This is a genomic window from Citrobacter sp. Cb023, assembly GCF_030336805.1.
Lineage (GTDB): Bacteria > Pseudomonadota > Gammaproteobacteria > Enterobacterales > Enterobacteriaceae > Citrobacter > Citrobacter braakii.
The window spans coordinates 91176-106549 of sequence record NZ_JAOWCV010000016.1 but is presented as its reverse complement, the minus strand read 5'-3'; the positions used below and the strand labels follow the sequence as shown (position 1 = coordinate 106549).

Below are 15374 nucleotides of genomic sequence, written 5' to 3'. Positions count from 1 at the left end.
AAATAAAGTATGGATCGCATTATTCAATCACCTGGTAAGTACATCCAGGGTGCCGATGTTATTACCCGTCTTGGCAACTACCTCAAACCACTGGCAGAGCGCTGGCTGGTCGTTGGGGACAAGTTTGTCTTAGGCTTTGCCCAGGGCGCACTGGAAAAAAGCTTCCAGGATGCCGGACTGGCGCTGGAGATTGCACCGTTTGGCGGCGAGTGTTCACAAAACGAAATCGACCGTCTGCGCGGCGTGGCAGAAAAAGCGCAATGTGGCGCAGTACTTGGTATTGGCGGCGGTAAAACGCTGGATACCGCCAAAGCGCTGGCGCACTTTATGGGCGTGCCTGTCGCCATTGCGCCAACCATCGCCTCTACCGATGCACCGTGCAGCGCGCTGTCCGTTATTTACACCGATGCCGGTGAATTCGATCGCTATTTGCTGCTGCCCAATAACCCGGACAGGGTCATTGTTGATACCAAAATTGTCGCGGGCGCACCGGCGCGTCTGTTAGCCGCGGGCATCGGCGATGCGTTGGCGACCTGGTTCGAAGCGCGCGCCTGTTCACGCAGCGGCGCAACCACCATGGCGGGCGGTCAGTGCACTCAGGCGGCGCTGGCGCTGGCTGAGCTGTGCTTTAATACGCTGATAGAAGAAGGTGAAAAAGCGATGCTGGCTGCCGAGCAGCACGTGGTAACGCCTGCGCTGGAGCGCGTTATTGAAGCCAACACCTATCTGAGCGGCGTCGGTTTTGAAAGCGGCGGTCTGGCAGCGGCGCACGCCATCCATAACGGCCTGACGGCAATCCCGGATGCGCATCACTATTACCACGGCGAGAAAGTGGCTTTCGGCACGCTGACGCAACTGTTCCTGGAAAATGCGCCGGTCGATGAAATTGAAACCGTTGCGGCGCTGTGTCATTCCGTTGGCCTGCCGATTACCCTGGCGCAACTGGACATCAAACAGGATATTCCGGCGAAAATGCGCATTGTGGCTGAAGCTGCCTGTGCCGAAGGCGAAACCATCCACAACATGCCTGGCGGCGCAACGCCGGACCAGGTGTATGCCGCCCTGCTGGTGGCTGACCAGTACGGTCAACGTTACCTGCAAGAGTGGGAATAACCGGCCAATAAAAATCCCCGCAATTGCGGGGATTTTTTGTTCATACTATGCCGGACCCGCGCAAGCGACATCCGGCATGGTCTGTTACAGCAGATCGAAACGATCCAGGTTCATCACTTTCACCCATGCGGCAACGAAATCTCTCACGAACTTCTCGTGAGCATCGCTGCAGGCATAAACTTCAGCCACTGCGCGTAGTACAGAGTTAGAACCAAACACCAGATCGGCGCGAGTTGCGGTGTATTTTACTTCGCCGCTCGAACGGTCACGACCTTCAAACAGCTCTTGTGACTCATCAACCGCCTTCCACTCATGACGCATATCCAGCAGATTGACGAAGAAGTCAGTGCTGAGTACGCCAGGGCGATCGGTAAAGACGCCGTGCTGGCTACCATCAAAGTTGGTGCCCAGTACGCGCATACCGCCCACCAGCACCGTCATTTCCGGTGCGGTTAGCGTCAACTGCTGCGCTTTGTCGATCAGCAGCGACTCGGTGGTCGACACGTCAGGACGAGCGCGGTAGTTACGGAAACCATCGGCAATCGGCTCAAGCAGTTCAAACATCTCAATATCCGTTTGATCCTGACGCGCATCCACACGACCCGGCGCAAAAGGTACCTTGATGCTGACACCCGCAGCGCTAGCCGCCTGCTCGATACCGACAACACCGGCCAGCACGATAATATCGGCCAACGAGGCAGTATGGGCAGACTTATAAATACCTTCCAGCACAGGCAGAACGCGTGCCGCGGTGGCATTCACATCCCAGCCGCGTTGTGGGTCCAGCGCCAGACGTGCACCGTTAGCGCCGCCACGTTTATCCCCGCCACGGAAAGTCGATGCCGAAGCCCACGCTACCGATACCAGTTCGCCCACGGACAGTCCGGAAGCAGCGATGGTCGCCTTCAGCTTCAGGATATCTTCTTCGCTTGGGTTGAAGAACGCATGCGGCAGCGGGTCTTGCCAGATCAGATCTTCTTTTGGCACTTCCGGGCCAATGTAACGCGATTTTGGCCCCATATCGCGGTGCGTCAGTTTAAACCACGCACGGGCAAACGCTTCGTTGAACGCTTGCGGATCGTTCAGGAAACGGCGAGAGATCTTCTCGAACTCAGGATCGAAACGCAGCGTCAGGTCGGTAACCAGCATCGTCGGCTTGCGTTTTTTCGACGGATCAAACGGATCGGGAATAATTTCTGGCGCGTCAACCGCTTCAAACTGAATCGCGCCTGCCGGACTGCGAGTCTGCACCCACTCATATTTGAACAGGTTCTCGAAGAAATAGTTGCTCCATTGGGTAGGCGTCTGCGTCCACACCACTTCCAGACCAGAAGTAATTGCATCCGCGCCCGCGCCACTACCGTAGCTGCTGGCCCAACCCAGGCCCTGCGCTTCAATCGGTGCGGATTCTGGATCGGCGCCAACGTGCGATGCCGCTGCTGCGCCGTGGGTTTTGCCCAACGTATGACCGCCGCCAATCAGCGCCACGGTTTCTTCGTCGTTCATCCCCATGTTACCGAAGGTCGCGCGAATAGCCGCTGCCGCAGAAAGCGGTTCGCCGCTATGGTCCGGCCCTTCCGGGTTCACATAAATAAGGCCCATTTCGGTGGCGCCCAGCGGCGCTTTTGCCAGCTCTTCCGGGTGACGGTGAGTCAGCCAGGCTTTTTCATCACCCCAGTTTACGTCGAGATCCGGTTCCCAGACATCTTCACGACCGGCACCAAAGCCAAAGGTACGGAAACCTGAGTTTTCCAGCGCCACGTTACCCGCGAGGATAAACAGGTCGGCCCAGGAAATTTTCTGACCATATTTCTGCTTGATTGGCCACAGCAGACGACGCGCTTTATCAAGGCTGACGTTGTCCGGCCAGGAGTTCAGTGGTGCAAAACGCTGCTGTCCGCGACCCGCTCCACCGCGTCCATCGATAGAGCGATAGGTTCCCGCGCCGTGCCATGCCATGCGGATAAACAATCCGGCATAGGTTCCCCAGTCAGCGGGCCACCACGGTTGAGATTCGGACAGAAGGGCTCTGAGATCCCCTTTCAGGGCAGAATAGTCGAGTTTACTAAACTCTTTGCGGTAGTCGAAGTCCTCACCCAGCGGGTTCGAACGGTTGGAATGTTGGTTTAAAAGATCAACGCGGAGTTGATTTGGCCACCAGTCGCGGTTGTTCGTTCCTGCTCCCGCGCTCTGATCGTGACCGCCTTGATGAAAAGGACACTTACCGGCAGTTGATGCGTTTTGGCTATCGTCGGACATGCTCATCTATATGCTCCCTTTACAGTGTTCTGACTACGATATACACCACCAGAGATAAGATATAGTCGAAATAACCCACAGATTCGATAGCTAATTCCTTTTATATTTTAAGTTACAGAGATGTAGATCAAAATGATCAACAAAAAGCCCTCCGTAGAGGGCTGGGGCATCTGTTTAGTTAGGTCTTACACCCAGTGTGTGACAAATAGCGTAGCTCATCTCGGCACGGTTGAGGGTATAGAAGTGAAAATCCTTCACCCCTTCGCGACTGAGAATTTTCACCATATCCATGGCGATATTCGCGCCTACCAGCTTGCGGGTTTCCGCGTCATCATCAAGACCATCAAACATGGTCGACATCCACGCAGGAATGCGGACGTTGGTCATGTCAGCAAATTTTTTCGCCTGCTTAAAGTTAGATACCGGCAGGATGCCCGGAATAATTTCCACATCGATTCCCGCAGACACGCAGCGATCGCGAAAGCGCAGATAGCTTTCTACATCGAAGAAAAACTGGGTGATCGCGCGGTTTGCACCGGCATCAACCTTACGCTTCAGGTTCAGCAAATCCGCCTGAGCGCTTTTGGCTTCCGGGTGCACTTCCGGGTAAGCCGCAACGGAGATATCGAAGTCTGCAACGTCTTTCAGCAGAGTCACCAGGTCGGAAGCATACATATCCGGTTTACCGCTTCCCGGCGGCAGATCACCGCGCAGGGCAACAATATGACGAATACCGTTATGCCAGTAGTCCTGAGCAATGGTACGCAGCTCATCACGGGTCGCATCAATGCATGTCAGGTGCGGGACCGCTTCAAGACCTGTGCGATCCTTAATGCCTTTAATAATGCTGTGCGTACGGTCGCGCTCACCAGAGTTTGCACCGTAAGTAACTGAAACAAACTTCGGCTTCAGGCTGCTCAGGCGATCGATGGAGTTCCACAGGGTTTGCTCCATTTCACTGGTGCGCGGCGGGAAAAACTCAAACGAAACGTTAATCTGACCCTGCACTTCTGCCAGGCTCTGATTCAGGGCTTCCCGCTGGTTGGCGTGAAAAAAGCTCATACCTTACCTCATCAATCTTTTGTCGTTATATGTTGTGTTGTGAACTGCTATACGTTTAGACGTCTAGATGTAAAAATGACGGAAAAGCATGCTGGCGTCAACACAAAAATCATCGTTAAAGGTGAGGAATACTCAGCCAACGTGAAAAAAATTCACATCAGCTTGAAATGGTGAGAGATTGCGTCGCGACCGTCTGTAGCCACTCTACTTTTGTTACGTTCTCAGGCAGCGTCGCTAACCCCATGCTAAGCCGCAATTCTGTATCAGTAAGCGGAAGGAAGATCACGCCCTGACGCTGGATAGCGGAAAAGGAGGCCGGAACCAGGCTCAGACCGTCACCCTGCGCGATCCGTGCCAGCAGCACGTCATGTTCCATCGGCTCCTCAATAAGGGTAGGAGAGTAACCGGCACGACGAAAAATGTGTCGAGTGTAATCAAAAAAAGCAGGGTTACGTTCACGTTTGAACCAGAACAGCGGTCGGTGGTTCAGCGACGTTAACGAGAGCGAAGGCAGAGCCGCCTCTGGCCAGAGCGCGGGTAAGGCGGCGATCATCGATTCTTGCCAGCCGAGCGGCGTGACGCTAAGACCCGAATTCTCAAGCGGTAGCGCCACCAGCGCTGCATCCAGTTTTCCCCGACGCACCTGACGCGCCAGTTCAGGCGAACCATGACGGACAATATGTAGCTTCTGTACACGCGTAGCAAGCTGCGACTCAAGCGCCGCAAAAACGCCCTGCTCAAACGCCGTACTTAGCCCTAAGCGCAGAGATTGCTCTCCCGTCTTCGCTATCTGACTCAACGCCGTCCAGGTTTTATCCTGTAACGCCAATAGCGGGCGCACGATTTCAAGGACGCGCTGGCCGTCCTCCGTCAGCGTAAGTCCACGGGTATGACGGACAAAAAGCGTCACCCCCAGGCGCTCTTCAAGCTGGCGAATGTGGCGACTCAGCGGCGGCTGCGACATAAATAAACGCTGCGCCGCTCGACTCATGTTGTTCTCTTCCGCCACCACGGAAAAATAGCGTAGAAGGCGGATATCCAGAGAGTGCAAAGGCGATGTTGTCATACCGAAAAGGTATCACGGAAACGGTATTACCCCAATCATTCCGCACGCTCTATCCTCATGCCACAGACCACACGAAAGAGGAAGAAATGGTGCCTTCAGAACGCTTTATTACCGGTCAGGAGATGTTGCAAAAAGTAGATGGAAAAGGCGGAGATGCGGTAGTCGAAAGTCTGCAGGATATTGCGCCAGACTTCGCCCAATACCTGATTGAATTTCCTTTTGGCGACATCTATTCAAGGCCGGGGCTGGATTTACGCAGTAGAGAAATTGCCACCGTCGCCGCGCTCACCGCCATGGGTAACGCCGCACCGCAGCTTAAGGTACACATCGCCGCCGCGCTGCACGTTGGCTTAACGCAGGAAGAGATTATTGAAGTGATGATGCAGATGGCTGTTTATGCGGGATTCCCGGCAGCACTCAACGGCCTGTTCGCTGCAAAAGAGGTGTTTGCCTCCCACAGAGGTTAAAACAAAGGCCAGCGGAATATCTGCTGGCCTGACCTCACTACGGTTTCACATCTTCCACACGCATGCCTTTGAGTTGCTCATCCGTCAGCGTATTTCCCGCTTTGAAATAATCCACGACCGCATTAGAGACATAGTAACCGCCGGATGTGTTACGCGCTTTACCTTCAGTAAATGTCGTGAAACCATCACCGCCGTCAGCCAGGAAGCTATTGGTGGCAATGTGATAAACCGTGGCATCCTCAATGGGTTTGCCGTTTAACGTCAATACGCTAACCCGCAGACCAACCGGTTTACTGCTGTCATACTTCATCTCCAGTCCTTTGGACACCTGCAATACACCGTTGCTTAAACCCGCGCCGTGCTCCATCAGGCTACGTAACTGCTTCCCGGTGAGATCCATGGTTGCCAGCTCATTCGGGAACGGGAAGGTGCTAATGACTGCGCCCATGGTGATGACTCCAGCAGGGATTTCATTCCGGATGCCGCCCGAGTTAGTGAGCGCTAACTGGGTATCTTTACCCGCCGCAACCAGCAACGCATCTGCCGCCAGATTTCCCAGCGAAGAAGATTCACCGTAAGCACGCGTCAGCTCAACCGGCGCGTTGGCAACCGTCTGCTGCACCACTTTATCGAGCTTTTTATTCCAGCCATCAATGACCTGTTTCGTCTGCGGGTCTGGCTGCCACTCATCAGCAAAAATGGTTTTCAGCTCGAAGTTCTTCACGGTAAATTGATGCGGTTTTTGCTGGTAATCCAGCACCAGTTTACCCACATCAATGCCGCCGCTGTCGGTAGACAGAATCAGGGTGTTACCTACTTTAATCGGCTCCGGCGTGCCCACATGCGCATGACCGGTGATCAGGATGTCCAACCCCTGCACCTGGCCTGCGGTCTGGATGTCTTTATCCAGCGCACGGCGTACATCGGTGCCCCCCAGACTGGACTGACGCGCTGGCGTGCCTTCATGGATCAGCGCCACGGTGAGATCGACTTTGCCTTTCAGCTCATCGATATAGCGTTGCAACCACTTCACTTCATCCCGCGCCTCGATCCCGACACGTGTCGCAGCGGAAACCGTATCATCAAAAGCAAACACGCCGTGCAGGCCAATCACGCCTATCTTTACGCCATCTTTTTCAATAATGGTGTAAGGCTTATCCCAGAACATTTTGCTGCTGTTTTGGTAAAAGATGTTGCCCTGCACGATCGGAAACTTTGCCTGGCTCAGCTGCAGCAGCGTATTGTCCCAACCGTGATCGAATTCATGATTACCCATGGTGACAGCGTCAAAATTCATGGTGTTCATGATATCGATAATCGCCTTCCCCTTGGTCAGGCTGCTGATATATGGCCCGGTGAAATAGTCGCCAGCATCCAAAAACCAGGTGGCGCTATTTTTCGCTTTCTCCTGCTTCACCATCGCCGAGATATTGGCCCAACCGCCAATATCTCGTGTGCCATTGGCAATCCATGGCACTTTATAAGGTTCGACATGGGCATGGAGATCGTTGGTATAAATAATCGTGACATCTTTGGCACTCGCCCAGAGCGGTAAAGATACCAGAACACCGACAGCAAGCATTTTTAGCTTCATAACCAATCCCTTTCAGTCATATAAAGATTCGCTACGTTACGTTCTGAAAGGTTTTTTTATGTGAGAAAACTCACATCCATCGGTGATAGTTGCAGGCCAAAATCAACGACCATTAAAAATCGTTGGTAACAGGATGACGTCACTGTTCACTATCAATTGCTGCAAATCCTTTGGCTGCAAAAATCTGGGGCTGGCGAGCTCAGCTGATTACAGCTGGCCAGAATATCGGCTGGGTTATGCCGCACTGCATTGCCGGGCATGCGGCAGCCTTCCACCGCTGTTTGATGAGGAACAGTTCCGTTGCTGGTTGTCGGCATATTTAGCGGATTTCGCCGCTAATCGTGGTCAGTTTTGCCCATGTTGCTACCAACGAGAAATCATCCGCTATGGGCATAATCCCCAGGGCAGCCAGCGCGTCCAGTGCCGAAACTGCAAAAAAGTGTGGACACCAAAGCAGGCGCCTCCCACCGGCATCGTTTTGCCAGAACAAATAGCGACGATTCCCTTGCTCGTCCCTTTTCAGGGCGTTAGTGCAGGCCAGCAACTCTATGTATTACTCTCTTTTGACGCTATTCGCGGCAATGTTCTGCATATTTCCAGCAACTTCACGCCGCACACTGCCGGCATATCATTGCTTTACCGCTGGCGTGGCACTGCTGAGCCAACAGTCATTCACGACGATATCATTGAGCGAGTGAGTCAGCGGGAAACCCAGTTTTTACGCCGCAGCCAGTTTGATGAAATCCAGTACGGCAGCGCCATACTCAAACGGAACGCCAGCGGCGCGATTTTACGCCCGGTCATTACTGCCCATGGGCATTTCCGCCTGCTGAGCCATCTGTGGCCAGAGGTAAAAACCCATATTATTGCCCACGAATGCTTCCTGCGCGGCGCAGCGATTACCGCATGGGCGGAACAGTTTCGCCATCATCGCGCCTCGCTGTGGTTTATTGATGAAGAAATGAATAGCGATCAGCGCACGCTGCCCTGGCAATTGCTGGGTAAAACGTATCAGGGATGGTGGCGAAATCAGTGGCAAATCTGGCAACGAGGCGATATGCGTAAAATGGTGTGTTTGTTAACGCAGGGGCGGGTTGAAGAAAGCGCGTCAATAACCCTGGCGGCAAGCCATCATTTTCTCGCCTGGTTGCGGCAACAGACGGAATTTCAGCAAAGTACCCGTTACTCTGCCCATTCGGTGTTTCAGGCGATAAGGTCGCTGGCAGATAAATACAACGCCCTCATTGAGGGCGATGTTTACACATGTTATCCGGCAACAAAAACTACAGCAGTTGCGCCAGGCGGTTGATATCAGACTGAATCGCCCCGGCGGTCACATCGCGGCCCGCCCCCGGTCCGCGAATGACCAGCGGGTTATCACGATACCAACGGCTTTCAATGGCGAAGACGTTATCGCACGGCAGTAGTGCCGCCAGCGGGTGCTCAGGGCGTACCGCTTCAACGCCAACGCGTGCCTTACCGTTAGCGTCAAAACGCGCCACATAGCGTAGCACCAGTCCCATTTCACGTGCCGCTTCCAGGCGTTGCACCATCTGCTCGTTCAGCTCATCGCCATTTTCAAAGAAATGGTCAATAGAACCTGCTTCACAGTGCGCAGGCACCAGCGATTCTACGCGTACCTGGTCCGGTTCGATGTCGTAACCCGCTTCACGCGCCAGAATCACCAGCTTGCGCATCACATCTTTGCCGGAAAGATCCACGCGCGGATCAGGTTCAGTCAGACCCTGCTGCCACGCCTGATCCACCAGATCGGTGAACGGGACCGTGCCATCAAATTGCAGGAACAACCACGACAACGTGCCGGAGAAGATCCCACTGATCGACAGAATAGTATCTCCGCTATCAATCAGATCGCGCACGGTATGGTTGATCGGCAAGCCTGCGCCTACGGTGGCGTTATACAGCCAGTGGCGACCGGTTTTTTCAAAGGCGTCATGAATCTGGCGGTAATTATTACTGCTGCTCGCCCCCGCCAGCTTGTTGGCGCTGATAACGTGGAAGCCATGACTGGCGAAATCCAGATACTGCTCCGCCAACTGCTCGCTGGCAGTGACGTCCAGCACCACTAAATCATCATACGGGTGAGCGCGCATCCACAGGAACAATGACTCTTCATCCTGTTCTACCGCCTCGTCATCGAAGAAGGCCAATGCGCGGCTGGCATCCAGCCCTTCGTAATTCAGCAGGCTACGGCGACTATCAACCACTCCTGCCAGCACGAACTCTAATCCGGTACGCGCCGAGAGCGTGCTCTGCTCGCGGGCAAACAGCTCCAGCCAACGCGACCCAATGTTGCCTTTGCCGAACAGCACCAGACCAATGCGTTTTTCCGCGCGGAAGATTGACTGGTGCAGACCCTGAATCAGGCTCTCCGTTGGCCCGGTACGCAAGACGGCGACCAGACTAATGCCCTCTTCCGACTGCCAGGTGAATTCGACCGGCTGACCTTTCAGCTGTTGCCAAAAGCGATGGCAGTGCAGCGGGTTACGGGTGACGCCCGCCCCAACCATCGCCACCAGCGCCAGCCCCTGGCGCAGACGCAGCTCGCCCGGCAGGCCAGCTTCATCCAGAATTTTCAGTGCGCCATCAGCGACTTCGGAGGTATAGCAAAATTGCAGCAGTTGGCGGTCAGGATGCACACCCACTGCCAGCGGACGCACCTGGGTGCGTTTTAAAATCTGATCAATCTCTTTATAGGCCAGTTTAAAGTCCTGGCCAGTGGGAACCTGAAACTCAATCAGGCAAACGTCGTCATGGCTGGTCACAATACGTGCCCCGGTACCGGAAGCCAGCACGCGTTCAATACGCGTCGATCCCTGCTCCGGCGTATAGCTACAACGCAACTGGAGATCGATATCGCTGCCGGAAACTGGTTGGAGGGTGCGGGCATGGAGAACCGGAGCCGCCAGACGCGCTAGCTCGCTGGCTTCATCCAGACGCAGCAGCGGCAGCAGACAGGCATCTTTTACTTTACGCGGATCCGCGCTGTAAACCCCGGCGACATCGCTCCAGATGGTTACGCGGGAAACCCCCGCCAACGCGCCAACCTGCGTCGCCGAGTAGTCGGAGCCGTTACGCCCCAGCAGTACCGTCTCACCGGCGTTGCTGCGACTAATGAAACCGGTAACGACCAGGCGTTTGCCCGGATGCTGCGCCAGCAGTTGCTGCAGCAATGGGTAAGAAAGACCTTCATCCACCTGCGGCTGAGCGCCGCGCTCGGCACGTAAAAAATCGCGCGCATCCAGCCAGGCTGACTCCAGCCCCTGTTGGTTAAGGACGGCAGACATCAAACGCGCCGACCACACCTCGCCATGCCCGACGACTTCAGCATAGACGGCATCATTCACGCCGCTGTCGAGTAATCCGGCCAGGCGCTCCAGATCGTGAATAAACGCGCCGATCAGCCCATCCGCCACCTCAGGAGGTAACAAACCGCTGATAAGCTCACTCTGATAGCGACGTAACGCCTGTTGAACCTGATGCGCAGACAGACGATCGGTCTGGCTTAATTTTAGCCAGCTAATCAACTGGTTAGTGGTACTGCCTGCGGCTGAAACAACCATCATGTCATCAGGCTGCGAGTACTCCGCCATAATGCCTGCGACACGCAGATAACATTTCACATCAGCCAGACTACTACCACCAAATTTGTGCAGTTGACGACCCTTCGTCCCTGCCTGCGCAATCACACTCATGTTTACCCCTTGTTTGCAGCCCGGAAGCCATTTTCCAGGTCGGCAATTAAATCTTCGCCATCTTCAATACCGGTGGAGATACGCAACAGCGTTTCCGAAATTCCGGCAGCAGCACGCGCTTCTGGCGCCATTCCCGCGTGTGTCATGGTTGCGGCATGGGAGATCAGACTTTCAACGCCCCCTAACGATTCCGCCAGCGTAAACAATGACAACCCGCCGAGGAAGCGACGCAGCGTTTGCTCATCGCCATCCAGCTCAAAACTCAACATCGCGCCAAACCCTTTTTGCTGACGCGCGGCAATCTCATGGCCCTGATTATCCGGCAATGACGGGTGATACAATTTTTTCACCAGCGGCTGAGTTTGCAGATAATCCACAATCGCCTGAGCATTACGTTGCGCCACCTCCATACGAGGTGACAGAGTACGCAGGCCGCGCAACAGCAGATAACTATCAAACGCGCCGCCGGTCACACCAATATTATTCGCCCACCATGCCAGTTCAGTGACCGTTTCCGGATCTTTTGCTATCACCACACCAGCCACTACGTCGGAGTGACCGTTTAAATATTTCGTGCATGAATGCAACACCAGATCGGCGCCTAATGCCAGTGGATTTTGCAGTGCCGGGCTTAAAAAAGTGTTGTCCACCACGCTGACCGCACCAGCCTCGCGCGCCAGCTGGCAGATTTTCGCGATATCCACCACGCGCAGCAGCGGGTTGCTTGGGCTTTCTACCAGCACCAGCTTCGGTTTTTCCGCCAGTGCCGCCTGCAACGCCTGCTCATCTCCTTGATCGACAAACAGTACGCGATAACAGCCACGCTTTGCCAGGCTGTCAAACAGACGATAGCTCCCGCCGTAGCAGTCGTGCGGCGCGACCAGCAGATCGCCAGGCTTGAGGAATACCGTGGTCACCAGATGAATCGCCGACATGCCGGTATTGGTCAGTACTGCCCCCGCCCCACCTTCCAGTTCCGCCAGCGCACGCTGAACGACATCACGCGTTGGGTTACCACGGCGCGAATAGTCATGGGCGCGAGGCTCATTAAAACCGGTAAAGTTATAGGTGCTGGAGAGGTGGATCGGCGGGACAACGCAACCGTATTGTTCGTCGTCATTTAACCCGCTACGCACTGCGATGGTGGCCTGTTTACGCGTCATATTGAGGAGATCCTGGCTGAGTCGGTGAAAAGTCAGACACCAGAGTAATCATAGTTACGATAGCCGTCAATACATCTGGACATCTAAACTTCTTTGCGTATAGATTGAGCAAACCGGAAATAGCCGTTAAAATTATATGCATTAGCGTACATCTGCGTCGGCTTACTTCGTGTCAGGGCCACGCCACTACGATAAACTACGCGCAATTATGGTCCGGGCTCAGGTTCTGGCCTCAATATTAATGACAAAGAGGATTAGGTATCTCATGGCTGAATGGAGCGGCGAATATATCAGCCCATACGCTGAGCACGGTAAGAAGAGTGAGCAAGTCAAAAAAATTACGGTTTCCATTCCTCTGAAGGTGTTAAAAATCCTTACCGATGAACGCACGCGTCGTCAGGTTAACAACCTGCGTCACGCCACCAACAGCGAACTGCTGTGTGAAGCGTTTCTGCATGCTTTTACCGGGCAACCATTACCCAACGATGACGACCTGCGTAAAGAGCGCAGCGATGAAATCCCGGAAGAAGCAAAGGTAATCATGCGTGAACTGGGTATCAACCCGGAAACGTGGGAATACTGATTTTTCAAGACAGATGAGAAAAGGCGGGATTACTCCCGCCGCTTCTCACTACGTTACTTACTGATACCATTAAGCTTATTCAATGTTTCTTCCATTTTGAGCGTCTCTTTACGGTTCAATGGATAGAAATAAATCAGAATGACCGCTGCCAAGAACAGGCATAAAGCCGGTAACAGATTTGCCATCGTATAGATGTTTTCCTGCACAATGCTGGTTTGCACAGCGCCACCCGTTGACGAAGATTGATAACCAATGATGGCCAGCATAAAGCCGCCAATAGCCCCAGCGCACGCCTGGCCAACCTTGCGGGCGAAGAAGTTCACGCCATAAACGGTCCCATCCTCACGATCGCCAGTGACATACTGGTGATAATCACACACATCGGTCATAAACGCCCAAATCATCAGGTTGAATAACCCGGCTCCCAGCGTCGCCAGGAACAGGAAAACCAAATAAACCTTCGCGTCGGTAATGTGGGTGAAGTACATAATCACATACATGGCTACCGCAAAGAGCAGCGCGCCTACGCTGGCTTCTTTCTTACCAAAGCGCTTCGTGAGCCAGGATGCCGAGGGTGCCAGCAAAACCAGAGAGCCAAAGGTGAAGAGCAATGCAACGGACATGGCCTCTTTGTTATGGAAATAGTCATTAAACAGGTAAGTCATGTTGGTACCAGACAACCCCTGATTAATCACAATCAGCAGATCCACAACCACTAAAACAATTAGCGCTTTATTGCGTATCAGCCCCTTCAGCAGCACAGAAACCGGCATGCTCTCTTTTCTTTCCACCCGCACGCGTTCCGTCGTTAACTGACAGGTCAACGTTAAAAAGATAAACCCCAGCACAGAACAACCAATGGCAATCCAGAAGAAATGCTGTCCAGAGATCACCTGGCTTCCGTCCACCAGAGTGGTGTACATCAGGATCGGAATAAAAAAGCCGGTTGTCCCGCCACCGATGGCGGACCCAACGCTGCGCCAGGTTGACAGCGATACGCGATCTTCCGGATTCGAGCTAATCGCCGCAGACATGGCGCCATACGGAATACTCACTGTCGATAACAGCGAACCGTAAATAAAATAGGAACAGCAGATGTAGATAATTTTCGCCGTATAAGAAAAATCATGCACAAACGGCAGGAACAGAACGACCGCAATGATGCAAAACGGGTACTTCATGCGGCGCACCCAGGGGTTAAATCGTCCATGAGCCGTCAGTTTAGAGGTATCACATAAGCGCCCTACGCCAACGTCGACAAACGCATCAAAGAGTTTGGTCACAAAATAGAGTGAACCAACAATAACACCGGAAATACCGAGTACGTTGGTGTAATAAATCATTAAAAAACTATTTACCAGTCCAAGAATAAAACAGGTTCCGAGGTCACCACATAAATAACCGAATTTATCTCTTAATCCGAAAGGCCTGACGGCAATATTTTGATTGCTTCCGATCATTGTTCCATCATTAGACATGATGTTAACTCCTTAGACACATTATTCACGCAAACTATGCGTATACCGATGCTCAGCGTAATAAATCGATACGAAGTGTATTAACGGTCAGAAGTTATAACCGAGACCAACGCGATAGCGGGTCTGACGATCGTCTGTGGTTGTGGTGTTATACCCCGAGGAAACGTTACCCACCTCAACAAATGGAACCCATGAGCCTATTTTATACGCCACACGGAAGTTATATTCGTAATCGTCTTTTCGGTTGTTATATAAATCTTCGCTATCGGCAATTTTATAAATGCCATTTAGCTCAAACATCCAGTCATTGATGTTATAACCGAGCCATGCTTCCGGACGATAGACCATGCGGTCATCCTTGCCGTCAGTGTTTCTGCGCATGTACTCCTGACGATAGCGGAACGCGGTCCACCAATTGTCATTGATGTTATACTGCACGCGGATATAAGGCTTATAAATCGCGATGTTATCGCCCGTTTCGATCGCAATACCCGGCTGCCAGACAAGGTCTTTCCAGGTGAACTGGTAGCTCGCCGTATACTCGTTGCCATTACTTTCCATATTATTCCACGCATCATTAGATTGCGTATTTTCGGAACGTGAAATGGCCTCGACTGCGACACCAAAACCAGTAGCAAAACGATGCGACATATAAACACGGTCGTAATTACGACCATCATCATAATATTCATGTCGATAATCAACATAACCCGCTTGCGCGGCCGCAGAGAATAATGAAATCAGTAATAACGCGGATTTAAATTTCATGACCATCCCTCTTCACACTAAATCTAGGAAATTGCCCATCTCGCTCCGTCCATAAATGAGGAAACGATGAAGGAAAAGAATAATTTTATATTTCCACGAAAGTGT

At 53.1% G+C, this 15374-nt stretch carries 12 protein-coding genes; 4 read left to right on the top strand and 8 right to left on the bottom strand.

What is annotated here, in order from left to right:
* Positions 1 to 9 precede the first annotated feature (9 nt).
* Positions 10 to 1113 carry a bifunctional L-1,2-propanediol dehydrogenase/glycerol dehydrogenase gene (gene gldA / locus OGW44_RS00595; RefSeq protein WP_185655078.1) on the top strand — a complete coding sequence of 368 codons (1104 nt, stop codon included), beginning with the start codon at positions 10 to 12 and terminating at the stop codon, positions 1111 to 1113.
* A gap of 84 nt (positions 1114 to 1197) precedes the next feature.
* Here gldA and katG read toward each other — a convergent pair whose 3' ends face one another.
* The 3 genes from katG to OGW44_RS00580 form a co-directional block, all read right to left on the bottom strand.
* Complete coding sequence (katG, locus tag OGW44_RS00590) at positions 1198 to 3378, bottom strand: catalase/peroxidase HPI (protein ID WP_016155274.1); 2181 nt, start codon at positions 3376 to 3378, stop codon at positions 1198 to 1200.
* 168 nt (positions 3379 to 3546) lie between these two features.
* Complete coding sequence (gene metF / locus OGW44_RS00585; RefSeq protein WP_016155273.1) at positions 3547 to 4434, bottom strand: methylenetetrahydrofolate reductase; 888 nt, start codon at positions 4432 to 4434, stop codon at positions 3547 to 3549.
* Between the two features lie 157 nt (positions 4435 to 4591).
* The gene (locus OGW44_RS00580; RefSeq protein ID WP_185655077.1) at positions 4592 to 5500 is read right to left on the bottom strand and encodes a LysR family transcriptional regulator; all 909 of its coding nucleotides are present in this window, start codon (positions 5498 to 5500) and stop codon (positions 4592 to 4594) included.
* 89 nt (positions 5501 to 5589) lie between these two features.
* Here OGW44_RS00580 and OGW44_RS00575 point away from each other — a divergent pair, with 89 nt between their 5' ends.
* Positions 5590 to 5967 (top strand): carboxymuconolactone decarboxylase family protein, encoded by a 378-nt coding sequence (locus OGW44_RS00575; RefSeq protein ID WP_185655086.1) that lies wholly within the window; start codon positions 5590 to 5592, stop codon positions 5965 to 5967.
* Positions 5968 to 6004: 37 nt separating this feature from the next.
* Here the strand turns inward: OGW44_RS00575 and OGW44_RS00570 are convergent, their stop codons facing one another.
* Positions 6005 to 7561, bottom strand: coding sequence for a bifunctional metallophosphatase/5'-nucleotidase (locus OGW44_RS00570; RefSeq protein WP_019077905.1), 1557 nt, complete (start codon positions 7559 to 7561; stop codon positions 6005 to 6007).
* A gap of 133 nt (positions 7562 to 7694) precedes the next feature.
* Between OGW44_RS00570 and OGW44_RS00565 the strand changes: the two genes are divergently transcribed.
* The gene (locus tag OGW44_RS00565) at positions 7695 to 8870 is read left to right on the top strand and encodes a cytoplasmic protein (protein ID WP_185655076.1); all 1176 of its coding nucleotides are present in this window, start codon (positions 7695 to 7697) and stop codon (positions 8868 to 8870) included.
* On the opposite strand, the gene metL is transcribed toward OGW44_RS00565, so the two are convergent.
* Complete coding sequence (gene metL, locus OGW44_RS00560) at positions 8845 to 11277, bottom strand: bifunctional aspartate kinase/homoserine dehydrogenase II (protein WP_016155268.1); 2433 nt, start codon at positions 11275 to 11277, stop codon at positions 8845 to 8847. The two genes, OGW44_RS00565 and metL, sit on opposite strands and share 26 nt — an antisense overlap.
* A gap of 2 nt (positions 11278 to 11279) precedes the next feature.
* Positions 11280 to 12440 carry a cystathionine gamma-synthase gene (metB, locus tag OGW44_RS00555; protein ID WP_003028818.1) on the bottom strand — a complete coding sequence of 387 codons (1161 nt, stop codon included), beginning with the start codon at positions 12438 to 12440 and terminating at the stop codon, positions 11280 to 11282.
* A gap of 265 nt (positions 12441 to 12705) precedes the next feature.
* Between metB and metJ the strand changes: the two genes are divergently transcribed.
* The gene (gene metJ, locus OGW44_RS00550) at positions 12706 to 13023 is read left to right on the top strand and encodes a met regulon transcriptional regulator MetJ (protein ID WP_003825168.1); all 318 of its coding nucleotides are present in this window, start codon (positions 12706 to 12708) and stop codon (positions 13021 to 13023) included.
* A gap of 53 nt (positions 13024 to 13076) precedes the next feature.
* Here metJ and OGW44_RS00545 read toward each other — a convergent pair whose 3' ends face one another.
* Both OGW44_RS00545 and OGW44_RS00540 read right to left on the bottom strand, forming a co-directional pair.
* Positions 13077 to 14501, bottom strand: a complete 1425-nt coding sequence (locus OGW44_RS00545) for an MFS transporter (protein WP_131347343.1) — start codon at positions 14499 to 14501, stop codon at positions 13077 to 13079.
* A gap of 87 nt (positions 14502 to 14588) precedes the next feature.
* Entirely contained in the window at positions 14589 to 15269 is a 681-nt protein-coding gene (locus tag OGW44_RS00540) for an oligogalacturonate-specific porin KdgM family protein (protein ID WP_016155265.1), read from the bottom strand.
* Positions 15270 to 15374: the final 105 nt, after the last annotated feature.

What these genes read in the sequence shown, in the direction of transcription:
- gldA (WP_185655078.1), top strand. Translation starts at nt 10, where the DNA reads ATGGATCGCATTATTCAATCACCTGGTAAGTACATCCAGGGTGCCGAT.
- katG (WP_016155274.1), bottom strand. Translation starts at nt 3,378, where the DNA reads ATGAGCATGTCCGACGATAGCCAAAACGCATCAACTGCCGGTAAGTGT.
- metF (WP_016155273.1), bottom strand. Translation starts at nt 4,434, where the DNA reads ATGAGCTTTTTTCACGCCAACCAGCGGGAAGCCCTGAATCAGAGCCTG.
- OGW44_RS00580 (WP_185655077.1), bottom strand. Translation starts at nt 5,500, where the DNA reads ATGACAACATCGCCTTTGCACTCTCTGGATATCCGCCTTCTACGCTAT.
- OGW44_RS00570 (WP_019077905.1), bottom strand. Translation starts at nt 7,561, where the DNA reads ATGAAGCTAAAAATGCTTGCTGTCGGTGTTCTGGTATCTTTACCGCTC.
- OGW44_RS00565 (WP_185655076.1), top strand. Translation starts at nt 7,695, where the DNA reads ATGACGTCACTGTTCACTATCAATTGCTGCAAATCCTTTGGCTGCAAA.
- metL (WP_016155268.1), bottom strand. Translation starts at nt 11,277, where the DNA reads ATGAGTGTGATTGCGCAGGCAGGGACGAAGGGTCGTCAACTGCACAAA.
- metB (WP_003028818.1), bottom strand. Translation starts at nt 12,440, where the DNA reads ATGACGCGTAAACAGGCCACCATCGCAGTGCGTAGCGGGTTAAATGAC.
- metJ (WP_003825168.1), top strand. Translation starts at nt 12,706, where the DNA reads ATGGCTGAATGGAGCGGCGAATATATCAGCCCATACGCTGAGCACGGT.
- OGW44_RS00545 (WP_131347343.1), bottom strand. Translation starts at nt 14,501, where the DNA reads ATGTCTAATGATGGAACAATGATCGGAAGCAATCAAAATATTGCCGTC.
- OGW44_RS00540 (WP_016155265.1), bottom strand. Translation starts at nt 15,269, where the DNA reads ATGAAATTTAAATCCGCGTTATTACTGATTTCATTATTCTCTGCGGCC.